Source organism: Echinicola vietnamensis DSM 17526 (genome assembly GCF_000325705.1).
GTDB classification, from domain to species: Bacteria; Bacteroidota; Bacteroidia; order Cytophagales; family Cyclobacteriaceae; genus Echinicola; species Echinicola vietnamensis.
Genome location: NC_019904.1, coordinates 2156653 through 2169130, shown reverse-complemented (window position 1 = coordinate 2169130; position 12478 = coordinate 2156653). Strand labels below are relative to the sequence as shown.

Here is a 12478-nt window from a genome sequence, read left to right as displayed (position 1 = left end):
TGTTTCTGAGGAGATGAATGTTGACATGTTCTTGTGAAAGATTATTTCACAGCGTTAAAACAATGGTTTTCCGCTATCCGCACGAATGGGTTTTAGCGGGAAGTTATGGGGAATAGGGAGGGAAATGCGGCTAAAACCGAAAACGTTGGATGGGCAAAATTACCATGGGCTTCCCCCATGGCTATGGATATATCGCCCCTCCGGGGCTAGGCAAATAGCAATTATACAGGATCAAGCCATATTTCTGAGGGACGAATATTGACATGGTCTTATAAAAGAAAATTTCATACCGTAAAAACGATGGACTTCCTCCACAGGTCAAACGCCTTTAAAAAAAATGTTCCTATTTGCATTTATATCTGCCGTTCCTACGGAACTTACCCTTTTGTGTGTAATCATTGTTGGTGCAGGTGGTCACCCGCACCTTCTATATGGCCCTCCGCCAAGGGCGGATTAGGCAGGATGATCAGTTGCCAACGCATATTTAGGGTTTATCCTCAACCAAGCCAAACCATACATGAGCAGATAGCTGCGACGGCTTGTACGATCCAAATCAACTAATCATTCTTTCAGCCTATCCCGCCATTCGGCACCCTAGGCTACTGCGGTTTCCAAGGTACAAATCGGGGCAAAGTGCCTGCGGCACGATAAATTTTGTAACCTGCGGATTCATCCGCAGGAACTCAAGCGCTCCTCAACCTTCCGAAGGAGTGCCAGCGGCACGGATGATAGCTTCTCTACACGAAATTAGTACTAAAAGTTGTAAAATGCCCCCAACTTTTCGGCTTGATCCGAAGGACAGGCTCAACTATCCCAAACTTTCCAAGTTGAAAAAATCAGTTGTACCTGATTTGGGATCAAGCCATGTTTCTGAGGAGATGAATGTTGACATGTTCTTGTGAAAGATTATTTCACAGCGTTAAAACCATGGTTTTCCACTATCCGCACGAATGGGTTTTAGCGGGAAGTTATGGGGAATAGGGAGGGAAATGCGGCTAAAACCGAAAACGTTGGATGGGCAAAATCACCATGGGCTTCCCCCATGGCTATGGATATATCGCCCCTCCGGGGCTAGGCACATAGCAATTATACATTCCATTCTATACAGGACCTACATGCACTTGGTGCCTTTGAGACGTTGTGGCATTTTTTCACCCGTGGTTCTGCCATTGAATAAAACTGGCATCCCCAACTTTTCTGCTTGATCCACAACAGGCCTGCCTCGTCATTTTAGCATCCCTTATCAACGCAAAAAGCCCGACTCGAAAGTCAGGCTTTATGTGATCCCGCTGGGGCTCGAACCCAGGACCCATACATTAAAAGTGTATTGCTCTACCAGCTGAGCTACGGAATCATGATTTTCTTTTTTTTGCAAACTACCGTACCTTCTTTTAGGTACAACGTAAGCTTTTCAATAAATAAGCGGAAATTACTTTCCGCTCGCTGTGATCCTGAAAGGACTCGAACCTTTAACCTACTGCTTAGAAGGCAGTTGCTCTATCCAGTTGAGCTACAGGACCTGATACTTTTATGACAAAGTATGAAAGTCGGGGTGGCAGGATTCGAACCTGCGACCTCCTGCTCCCAAAGCAGGCGCGATGACCGGGCTACGCTACACCCCGTAAATATTTCTTCCTGTCACTCGTTCGGAACAGTGCTCTTTTCTTTCCAGAAAAGAAGAAGTGATCCCGCTGGGGCTCGAACCCAGGACCCATACATTAAAAGTGTATTGCTCTACCAGCTGAGCTACGGAATCATGATTTCAAGCCATAAAAACCACTTTTGGTTTTCGTTTTTTTATCAATTTCGACTTGCTTTTTGTTATATCTTTATCGTAATTGGACTGCAAATTTAAGAGACTATTTTAAAAATGCCAAACATCAATCGAAACTTTATTATAAAATTTTCAATCTTTTTAACCATCATTCTGCAAAGCATTAATTGTCAAGCAGATAACAATAAGCTGATTTTAGCAGATTCTTTGTTCAATGCTAAAAGCTATAAAGAGGCCTATAATTTGTATACAGACATCCTCCAGAATGACGAAGCATACTCTCCGGCCATGCTTCTTAAGATGGCATACATTACCGAGGGCATGGGCAACTATGAAGACGCCTCCTTATACCTTTCGAAATATTACGACCATAACCCTTCACCAAAGGTCATCAGTAAAATCAAATCCCTTACCGACCAGCCAGACCTGAAGGGGTACACCGTCTCGGACAGTGCCCAGTTCTTTAAAATCCTTACCGATTACCAACAGCCCATTACAGGCACCCTTGCCCTACTGCTGGTTGTTTCACTGATTTTTATCTTTGTAAAAAAGAAAACGCACCAGCCAAAATACCTGATTCCATCTGCCATCCTTATTTTGTTGGTATTTATGAGCAATAACTTCCTTGTGGCGCCTCAATCAGGAATCATAAAAGAAAGCCCAACCATCATCATGGGGCAACCTACGGCGGCAGGAAAGTTCATTGAAAAGGTAAACCCTGGACACCGGGTCATCATCAAATCCTCCGAGGACATGTGGTATAAAATCGATTGGGAAGGACAAGATGCTTACGTAAAAAAGAATGCGGTCTCAAAATTATAATGCCAATCCCGTAAACAGAGCGCTTGTAACAATCATGGACCAAGCCATTTTTCTGGGGAGTTTTCCAAAAAGAAAGGCATTTCAACTATGGACTGGATGCATGTGGAGAAAGTGACACCGAGTGACATCATGGAAACGGTTATTGCAGATGATAAGGATGCGCTGAGAGCATGATCACCAAGCAGCATACCCAAAGCCTTATAGAACCCTTTACTTCACTACGAAGGGCAAACAACCATTAAAACTATTAACCCTGGTCAAAAGGGATGAACGTAGTTTTGCAATGCCTTAAGCATCCTATCAGCGTTCACCCGTTGGCCAAATAGAAACCAAAGGTGGCAAATTGTTAAGCCACCGAAATAGGCTATCCCCGTCGATTCTGCTTGACCCACAACCATGCTGCTTGCCTTAAAGCACATAATGTCGGTAGCTACCTAAAACAAAAAAGACGGCCCTAACGAGCCGTCCTTTTTGGTCACTGGATCGATATTACTCCAGGCTATATTTCTAAGGCTTTTAGATAGGCTGCATTTTTTTCAGCCGCTTCCATTGGAGTGACGCCAGAGAACTTCTCTTGCTCCACAATAAAGTAGTCCATGCCATTATCCTTTGCTGTCCTTAGGACTTTGCTGTAATCAATAGTCCCTGTACCCAATACTGTCGAAGCATTATGTTCACCGGCTGGCGCTCCCTTTTCACGATCTTTTACGTGACAGAGCCTAAACCTATTTTTATACTTTTCGAAATATTTCTCAGGATCAGCTCCTGCGGTTACGGCCCAATAAATATCAAGTTCGAAGTCCACCAATTCCGGGTCAGTATTCTCCAGCAAGAAATCTTGCGGCATTTGTCCTTCCTGTTCTTCAAACGTATAACCATGGTTATGGTAGGCAAAGCGAAGTCCATTTGACTTGCATATTTCTCCTACCTTATTAAACCTATCGGCCATTTTCTTCCAATCCTCCATGGACTCCTGAGGGCCTACGTAAGGAGCGATAAGGTACTTCATACCAATCTCACCAGCCTCCGCAGCCAATTTCTCCGTATTTTCAAAAACGTTGGCATGGGACGCAACGAAGTCCAGGCCCAAGTCCTCTGTAAAGGCCTTGAAATCCGTATTTTTCATCCCCCAAAAGATGCCCTTACCACCATCAAACCCTTCGATCTGATTGTAGCCATATCCGGCGATTTTCTTGATGGCTTCTTGCGCATTTTCAGCCATATCTCCTTTTACCGAGTACAACTGTATGCCAAAACTTTCCAGCTTTTCCTTTACTGATTCTTTTACCGCTTCTTCTACAACGGCCGTTTCACTTTCACTTTTGGGAGAAGAACAAAACTGCAAAGGCAAAAATGAACCTGCAGTAAAAGCCGCTCCCAGCTTTAAAAACTTTCTTCTTTTGTTCATAGTAGGGTTTTGATAATAAGAATGTAGAAAAACGGAACAGCGCCTGAGCACTGTTCCGTTTATGGGATCAGATCGCGTGGGCTTTATCCCCTTTTTTGTAATCTATACAAGGCTCCCATTTTCCAGGAACCTCCACATAATTCAACGCTTGCGTGGCACCAATTTCGGAAGTAAAGTATCCCAAAACGGTCAAATCCTTCAACATGTTAAAGTACTTAGGTCCATTTTCTTCACGTGCCGCAGCATTCAACTTATTCAGGTAAGCCGTTCTTTCCTCTTGGGAAGCATCCATAAAGTCCTTTCCGACTTCCTCCTTAAATCCCTTTCTGAGGCTATTGAGTCCATCGATAAACTGCTTTTGTTCTTCCTCCCAATACGTATCCTTTACCATCATTACCATAAAGGATCCAATCCCTACGGCTTTGGCTCCAGGCGTATCCGTAGTAGGAATAATGGTATCGCCTATTTCATCCAGAAAGTCAATTTCTTCTGGGCTGAAATCGAGCCCTTCTATCTGCTTATCCGGCGTACAACCGGTTAGCAAGGCATTGGCACCTACCATGGTCCCTCCCATCATCAGGGCGAAGCTCTTCAGTGCATCTCTTCTGTTCATTGCCATAATTAGTGTCGTTTTGGGTTAAAGGTTTCCTTTTTTGAGTTCCTTCACAGCAAAATCTGCTGCTCGGGCCGTCAGTGCCATATAGGTCAGTGACGGATTTACCGCAGCGGCAGAAGTCATTGCTGCCCCATCAGTCACGAACACATTTTTGGCATCCCATACTTGGTTGTTTTCGTTCAGGACGGAGGTTTTGGGATCCCTGCCCATTCGAGCAGTTCCCATTTCGTGAATCCCCTGTCCGAAGGTATATCCAGAATCATACGTATGGATATTCTTGACCCCTGCTGCTTCCAGCATTTCAGCGGCATCATTCATCATGTCCTTACGCATCTTCTGCTCATTGTCCTTGATCTCAGCATTCATGACCAGTGCATACATGCCCCACTTATCCTTCACATCTTTACTGATCTTGATGGTGTTTTCGTGGTAAGGCAGGATTTCACCAAACGCCATCATGCCCATGCTCCATGGTCCTGGCTCAGTTAAGGCTTCTTTCATCGGACCGCCAATGTTCATCTCTGCCACATCTCTTCCCCATCCGCTTCTACTGGCACCTCCTTGGTAGCCAAAACCACGTACATAGTCACGCTTATCATCTCCTACATTCCGGTACCTTGGAATGTAAATACCTCCAGGCCTTCTGCCGAAATAGTATTTATCATCATACCCTTCTACTGTTCCACTTGCGCCTAACCGGAAATGGTGATCCATTACATTGTGGCCAAGTTCACCAGAGCTACTGCCCAATCCTTCCGGCCAGATATCGGTTGCCGAACGCATCAATACGTGAGCAGAATTAAGGGCCGAAGCACAAAGGAATACAATCTTGGATTTATACTCGATGGTTTCCATGGTTTCGGCATCCACGATTTCTACTCCCGTCGCTTTCTTGGTGTCTTTATCGTACAATACACGGTGTACAATGGAATATGGTCGAAGGGTTAGGTTTCCGGTAGCCATCGCAGCCGGCAAGGTAGAAGCCTGTGTACTAAAATACCCTCCAAAAGGACAGCCTAACCAACACTTATTCCTCGCTTGACAGCCTGGCCTCCCAGGAAGTGGCTCTGTAATATTGGCCACCCGAGAATTGATCAGGTGACGTTTTCCTTCAAAATGCTTGGCAATTCGCTCCTTTACATCCTTCTCCACGCAGTTCATCGCAAATGGCGGCATAAACTCCCCATCGGGAAGCACATCCAACCCGTCACGGTTCCCAGCAATCCCCGCAAACTTCTCCACATAATCGTACCAGGGTGCGATATCCTTATACCTGATTGGCCAGTCCACCGCAATACCCTCTTTTAGGTTTGCCTCAAAATCCAGATCGGACCAGCGATAACTTTGCCTGCCCCAGAGCAGGGACCTTCCTCCCACTTGGTAGCCCCTAAACCAGGTAAAGGGTTTTTCCTCTACATAAGGAGAAGTATCTTCATGAGCCCACCAGTCCAACACCAATTCGTTCAGCACATAGTCACGTTTTAGGTTAGGATGGTTTTCCACCATTTCCGTTGTACGCCTTCCTCTGTGGGGAATTTCCCAAGGCGGCAAGGTCGCATTCTTATAATCTTTTACGTGCTCTACATTTTGCCCCCTTTCGAGTAGCAAAACCTTGAGCCCTTTCTCTGTCAGCTCTTTAGCAGCCCAACCACCGCTTATACCTGAGCCAACAACAATTGCATCATACTCTTGATTTGCCATAATTCATCTATAGGTTTTATTAGGTTATTCTGGTTTAAATGTCACATAGGGCGATGGCTTCTCGGAGCGATGCCGCCTTGTCATCAGCCTTAGGGATAAACTCCTGAGCAATATAGCCTTTAAAGCCTGTTTTCGCAATGGCTTTAATGATCGCTGGGTAGTTTAGCTCTTGGGTATCATCAATTTCATTCCTCCCTGGATTCCCCGCTGTATGATAATGTCCATAGTATTGGTGGTTTTCACCAATGGTCCTGATCACATCCCCTTCATCGATCTGCATATGGTAAATATCATAGAGCAAATTAAAGTGCTCACTATCCAGCCGCTTGCACAGCTCTACGCCCCACACGCTTTTGTCACACATATAATCGGGATGGTCTACTTTGCTGTTCAGCAATTCCATCGTCAGGGTGACACCATGTTTTTCTGCCAGCGGCAATAATTTCTGCAATCCCTTTACACTATTTTGCAGGCCTGTTTCATCATCCATACCATTTCTGTTCCCACTAAAGCAAATCAGGTTTTTGTAACCGTTTTTGGCCACAAGGGGGATCATTTCCGTATAGTTTTTGATGAGGGTATCGTGGTATTCCGAATGGCTAAAACCTTCCTCAAGGCTAATTTCAGCACCATTGCACATGGAGCTGTACACTCCATACTTCTGTGCGGTGGGCCAGTCATCAGGTCCCAGCAAGTCGATGGCATTAAACCCAATATCTTTGATCAGTACGCATAACTCATCGAGCGACAGGTGACCATAGGTCCACCGGCACACCGAATGGTTTATATTTCCTTTCAACATTTCTTTATTTTTTGCTTTGAGATTCAAGTAGGGCAAGCCGCTAAGTACTGCCGACCCCACCATCATTTTCTTTATTGCTGATCTACGAGGCTTCATTCTGACAAAATATTAAGCCTCTACAGGCGTAGTTTTTTTCTGTTTAAACGCCACGGCAAAGATCAGGGCTACCAATACGGCAATTCCTGACGGAATCAACCAGATCGTCTTCCAGTCGTGGACTTTATCACTCATTTCATAGGTGTCATATGCCCATCCTGCTACCCAGAAGCCGATCAACATGCCCACGCCATAGGTTGCGAGGGTAATCATTCCCTGTGCAGCACTCTTGAACTTTTCGCCTGCTTTGGAGTCTGTATAAATCTGCCCGGAAACAAAAAAGAAATCATAGCAAATCCCATGAAGGGCAATCCCTGTCAAAAGCATAAAAGAAAGCTCCCCGACATTACCAAAGGCAAACAACGCATAGCGGACCACCCAGGCCAACATGCCTACCAACAACGTTTTCTTCACACCGAATTTACCAAAGAAGATCGGAAGCAGCAGCATGAAGAGCACCTCACTGCCTTGCCCCAAGGCCATTTTACTGGTAAGATTCGTCATACCGATCTCACCGAAAAATTTACTGGCATTTTGATAGTAAAAGGCAAGGGGGATACAGATCAATACCGAAGACAAAAAGAAAACCAAGTAATTTCGGTCTTTCAGAAGTGTAAAAGCATCAAGCCCCAGAATCTCTGAAATGGACTTTTTCTCGCCTTTGGCAATTTTTGGAGGCGTCTTTGGCAGCATAAAGCTGTAAACACCCAATACCAAGGAGGCAATGCAGGTCATCAAAAAGGTATATTTCAACATTCCAGCTGCGGCATTTTCCGTGGAATCCCAAGCAAACACCAAACTGATCACCAATCCGGCCACAATCCAACCAATCGTTCCCCACACCCTAATGACACCAAATTCCTTTTCTGGATTGCTCATCTGATTAAAGGAAACCGAATTCACCAAAGCCAACGTGGGCATATACGCCACCATGTAGGCAAACACATAAGGGTAAAACGATTCGAAATCAGTTGCGGTGTACATAAGGTACATCAATACCGCGCCAATCAGATGAAGGATTCCCAAAATCCGTTCTGCATTAAAGTACTTGTCGGCTATCAACCCAATGATAAAAGGAGCGATAATGGCTCCCAGTGATTGTGTCGAAAACACAGCTGCATCCTGTGCTCCATTCGTCCCTAAGTTGTTTCCAAGGAACAACCCCAAGGTAACAAACCAACCTCCCCAAATGAAAAATTCGAGGAACATCATAAAGGACAGTTTAAACTTCGTATTGAAACTCATAGGTTTTTAATAGGTTTTTTTGTGTTAATTTTAATTCCCAACTTAAAAAGAAAAAGCCAAACTACTTAAATAATAATTTAAATTTTAGTGTTTTTAGCTTAATTTTAATTTCGTTGAATACAATCATGAAAGTATAACAGTAGCTATTATTTGTTCATTGCCACTCACAAGACTATATCGCATTTTATCAAATATTCAAGCTTTACTCCTGGCCTTTTCCACATGGCAAAAGCAGGAAATCCATTACAGTAGGAAATCACTAAGTTTTATAAAAACCAAATATAATGACGAACCATCGTAAACTCCGAATGGGCATGATCGGTGGCGGACCGGGCGCTTTTATCGGAGCCGTTCACCGGATTGCTGCCAATATTGACGGGCAGATCGCCTTGGTAGCGGGTGCATTCAGCAGCCGACCAGAAAAATCAGCACAAGCGGGGAAAGATCTCTTTCTGGATCCCAAACGGGTATACCAGTCCTATGACGAGATGTTCGAAAAAGAAAAACAACTCCCGGAAGGAGAGCGCATCGACTTTGTGAGCATTGTCACGCCAAACCATGCCCACTTCGATCCGACCATCAAGGCCCTGCAAAATGGCTTTCACGTGGTTTTGGACAAACCCATGACCCTCACCCTGGACGAAGCCAAGCAGCTGGACAAAGTCATTCAGGAAACCGGCATGCTTTTTTGTCTTACCCATACCTACACGGGCTATCCAATGGTAAAAGAAGCCAAACAGCTTATTGCCAATGGCACATTGGGCAAAATCAGGAAAGTGTACGTCGAATACCCTCAAGGCTGGCTTTGGAAAGATTTTTCTGATGAAGGGAACAAACAAGCGGCCTGGCGGACAGACCCTAAAAAAAGTGGAGTAGCCGGCTGTATGGGAGACATTGGCACCCATGCGATGAACTTGGCCGAGTACGTCAGTGGATTGAAACTGGACAAACTGTGCGCCGACCTGAACACCGTCGTGCCGGGACGGACCTTGGATGACGATGGCATCGTTTTATTGAAGTTTGACAATGGGGCTTCTGGAGTCCTCATGGCCAGCCAAGTCGCCACGGGAGCAGAAAACAACCTAAAAATCAGGGTCTATGGAGACAAAGCAGGACTGGAATGGCAGCAGGAAGATGCCAACTCTCTGATCGTCCGCCATCCTGAACAACCGGACCAAATCTACCGCGCTGGAGCCAACGTTCCCTACCTTTCCAGCTATGCCCTAGCCAATACCCGCACGCCGGCTGGCCACCCGGAAGGTTACCTGGAAGCGTTTGCCAATCACTACCACAACTTTGCAAGGACCTTATTGGCCAAGCTCAACAACCAAACACCAGAAAAAGAATGGTTGGATTTTCCAGGAACAGAAGACGGCGTAAGAGGCATGGCTTTTATAGAGCAAGTCGTCAAAAGTGGCCAATCCGAGCAAAAGTGGACCAAGTTTGAAATTTAGGTCTGGCGCTATTTTCCGTGAGTAAACGTGCGCAGGAGCACCGTTTAGCCCCAAAAGACACGCTTTCAAGGAACTTTGGAGCAAAAAGCTGACAAAATATTTAAAGAATACCATGAAAGAATGTATTTTGCATTCCAAATTCATTTGCTAAAACGATTAATTTAATAAACTTAAAAGACCCTTTTGTATGAAGACCATCAAAGGCCCCGCGCTATTTTTGGCGCAATTTGCAGATGACCAGGCACCCTTTAACAGCCTTAAAAGCATCTGTGAATGGGCAGCAAGCATCGGCTACAAGGCCGTACAGATACCTTCTTGGGACGGCAGGTTCATGGACCTTAAAAAAGCTGCTGAAGAACCTGAATACGCAAATGAGATCAAACAAACCGTAGCCGACGCTGGCTTGGAAATCTCTGAATTGAGCACCCATTTACAAGGGCAGTTGGTAGCCGTCAATCCTGCCTACAATGAGCTTTTTGATGCATTTGCACCGGAAGAGCTAAAAGGAGACCTGGAAGGAAAGACCAAATGGGCGACCCAGCAACTGATGTATGCTGCCAAAGCGTCCAAAAACCTGGGCTTGACCAAACACGGCACCTTCAGTGGCGCCTTGATGTGGCATACCGTTTACCCTTGGCCGCAGCGTCCAGCAGGACTGGTTGAGGCTGGATTTGAGGAATTGGCCAAAAGGTGGCTGCCCATTCTGGATGAATTTGACAAAAATGGTGTAGATTTATGCTATGAACTGCACCCAGGGGAAGACCTGCACGACGGCGTGACGTTTGAGATGTTCCTCGAAAAAGTAAACCAGCATCCTCGGGCCAACATCCTTTATGACCCAAGCCACTTCGTATTGCAGTGCTTGGACTATGTTCAGTTCATCGATTTCTACAAAGACAGGATCAAGATGTTCCATGTCAAAGATGCCGAGTTCAACCCAACGGGAAAACAAGGTGTCTATGGTGGCTACCAAGGTTGGATTGACAGGGCCGGGAGGTTCCGTTCCTTAGGAGATGGCCAAGTGGACTTTAACGCTATTTTCAGTAAATTGTCCCAATATGGCTTTGACGGCTGGGCTGTCCTGGAATGGGAATGTGCCATCAAGCATCCCGAAGCAGGAGCCATCGAAGGAGCCAAGTTTATCAGTGAAAAGATCATCAGGGTAACCGAAAAGACCTTTGATGATTTTGCTTCCGCAGGTACCGATGATGCGCTCAACAAAAAAGTGTTAGGAATTTAACTAAATACAAACAAACCTATAGAACCAATGAACTTGAGTAAATTAGCTAGCGCAGGTGCCATTGCACTTGCCGGTATGGCCTACGCCTGCGGCGGAGGGTCAGACACCAAATCGGAAGAAACCACCAGTGCTGCAGAATCTGCTGCACCAAAGAAAGAAATGAGTTTCGACGAAATGTACAAGGACAATCCTGATTACGTAGAAGGATTGGCCCTGGTAAAAGAATCAGATTGCCCCAGCTGCCATATGGTAGAAAGAAAAATCGTAGGCCCTGCTTACAAAGATGTAGCAGAGAAATACGAAAGTACTGATGAAAACATCGAGACGTTAGCCAAAAGAGTGGTAGATGGAAACAACGGAGTTTGGGGACAGGTCCCCATGCCTGCTCACCCAGGCCTCTCAGAAGACGATGCCAAAAAAATGGTGAAATACATCCTAATGCTTAAGAAATAACCCTAAACCTTAAAGAGGGTATTAAAAAACCCTCTTTTAATCGATTTTACATTATGAAAAAATCCATATTATCCCTGTCCGTCCTTGGACTTTTGGCTTCAGCCTGCGGCTCAGCCGAAAAAGGCGACACTGAAAAAGAATCCGTTCAAGAGGAGGTTGCAGTGAAAACCGAAACAGCCTCACAAGAAGAATGGACTCCACTCTTTAACGGCCAAAACCTAGACGGGTGGACCAGCTACAACAAAGAAACCGTAGGTCCTGCCTGGAAAGTAGAAGACGGTGTCCTCTACCTGGACGCTTCCAATAAAGAAAACTGGCAAGTAAACGGTGGTGGCGATATTGTTACTGACAAGGTCTATGGCAACTTCCACCTTAAGCTGGACTGGAAGATTTCCGAAAATGGAAACAGCGGCATCATATTTTTGGTACAAGAACTGGATAAATATAAACATTCCTGGAATACTGGCCCCGAATACCAACTGCTGGACAATGACGGCCATCCGGATGGCAAAATCGAAAAACACCGCACAGGTGACCTTTACGACCTGATCAAGGCTACTGAGGAAGCTGAAAATCCTGTCGGCGAGTGGAACACTTCAGAGATCATCGTTAACCAAGGCAAACTAACCTTCAAGCTCAACGGTGTCACCACCGTGGAGACCACCCTTTGGAACGATAGCTGGAATGAACTTATCGCCAACAGTAAATTCAAAAACACTGAAGGATTTGGTCAATACCAAGAAGGTAAAATCGCCCTTCAAGACCACGGTAACAACGTCTGGTTTAAGAATATTATGATCAAGGAATTGTAAACAACTCTATCAGTTGTTTCAAATAAATAAATGGGCTGGCAAAATATTTTTGCCA

10 protein-coding genes and 4 tRNA genes are annotated in these 12478 nt (G+C 45.2%); 5 read left to right on the top strand and 9 right to left on the bottom strand.

The annotated features are described in order from the left end of the window. Nucleotides 1–1281: 1281 nt before the first annotated feature. The 4 genes from ECHVI_RS09085 to ECHVI_RS09070 form a co-directional block, all read right to left on the bottom strand. Nucleotides 1282–1354, bottom strand: a tRNA-Lys gene (locus ECHVI_RS09085). 92 nt (nucleotides 1355–1446) lie between these two features. Further along, nucleotides 1447–1520, bottom strand: a tRNA-Arg gene (locus ECHVI_RS09080). A gap of 27 nt (nucleotides 1521–1547) precedes the next feature. Then, nucleotides 1548–1622: transfer RNA gene (locus tag ECHVI_RS09075), tRNA-Pro, on the bottom strand. A 61-nt stretch (nucleotides 1623–1683) separates the two neighbouring features. Continuing rightward, nucleotides 1684–1756, bottom strand: a tRNA-Lys gene (locus ECHVI_RS09070). A 261-nt stretch (nucleotides 1757–2017) separates the two neighbouring features. Here ECHVI_RS09070 and ECHVI_RS09065 point away from each other — a divergent pair. Then, nucleotides 2018–2596, top strand: a complete 579-nt coding sequence (locus ECHVI_RS09065) for an SH3 domain-containing protein (RefSeq protein WP_245553461.1) — start codon at nucleotides 2018–2020, stop codon at nucleotides 2594–2596. 499 nt (nucleotides 2597–3095) lie between these two features. Here the strand turns inward: ECHVI_RS09065 and ECHVI_RS09060 are convergent, their stop codons facing one another. The 5 genes from ECHVI_RS09060 to ECHVI_RS09040 all read right to left on the bottom strand — a co-directional run bounded on the left by ECHVI_RS09060 (nucleotide 3096) and on the right by ECHVI_RS09040 (nucleotide 8464). After that, nucleotides 3096–4004 (bottom strand): sugar phosphate isomerase/epimerase family protein, encoded by a 909-nt coding sequence (locus ECHVI_RS09060; RefSeq protein WP_015265670.1) that lies wholly within the window; start codon nucleotides 4002–4004, stop codon nucleotides 3096–3098. 67 nt (nucleotides 4005–4071) lie between these two features. Then, complete coding sequence (locus ECHVI_RS09055; protein ID WP_015265669.1) at nucleotides 4072–4623, bottom strand: gluconate 2-dehydrogenase subunit 3 family protein; 552 nt, start codon at nucleotides 4621–4623, stop codon at nucleotides 4072–4074. A gap of 18 nt (nucleotides 4624–4641) precedes the next feature. Continuing rightward, nucleotides 4642–6321, bottom strand: a complete 1680-nt coding sequence (locus tag ECHVI_RS09050; protein ID WP_015265668.1) for a GMC oxidoreductase — start codon at nucleotides 6319–6321, stop codon at nucleotides 4642–4644. A 34-nt stretch (nucleotides 6322–6355) separates the two neighbouring features. Continuing rightward, nucleotides 6356–7189: a hydroxypyruvate isomerase family protein gene (locus ECHVI_RS09045; RefSeq protein ID WP_015265667.1), complete on the bottom strand. Its 834-nt coding sequence runs from the start codon at nucleotides 7187–7189 to the stop codon at nucleotides 6356–6358. Nucleotides 7190–7231: 42 nt separating this feature from the next. Then, entirely contained in the window at nucleotides 7232–8464 is a 1233-nt protein-coding gene (locus ECHVI_RS09040; RefSeq protein ID WP_015265666.1) for a nucleoside permease, read from the bottom strand. A gap of 284 nt (nucleotides 8465–8748) precedes the next feature. Here ECHVI_RS09040 and ECHVI_RS09035 point away from each other — a divergent pair, with 284 nt between their 5' ends. The 4 genes from ECHVI_RS09035 to ECHVI_RS09020 all read left to right on the top strand — a co-directional run bounded on the left by ECHVI_RS09035 (nucleotide 8749) and on the right by ECHVI_RS09020 (nucleotide 12423). Beyond that, complete coding sequence (locus tag ECHVI_RS09035; protein ID WP_015265665.1) at nucleotides 8749–9918, top strand: Gfo/Idh/MocA family protein; 1170 nt, start codon at nucleotides 8749–8751, stop codon at nucleotides 9916–9918. Nucleotides 9919–10105: 187 nt separating this feature from the next. Next, entirely contained in the window at nucleotides 10106–11158 is a 1053-nt protein-coding gene (locus tag ECHVI_RS09030; RefSeq protein WP_015265663.1) for a sugar phosphate isomerase/epimerase family protein, read from the top strand. Between the two features lie 27 nt (nucleotides 11159–11185). Then, a complete protein-coding gene (locus ECHVI_RS09025) occupies nucleotides 11186–11611 on the top strand; it encodes a c-type cytochrome (protein WP_015265662.1) in 426 nt (141 codons plus the stop codon). Between the two features lie 53 nt (nucleotides 11612–11664). Further along, complete coding sequence (locus tag ECHVI_RS09020; protein ID WP_015265661.1) at nucleotides 11665–12423, top strand: 3-keto-disaccharide hydrolase; 759 nt, start codon at nucleotides 11665–11667, stop codon at nucleotides 12421–12423. Nucleotides 12424–12478 lie beyond the last annotated feature (55 nt).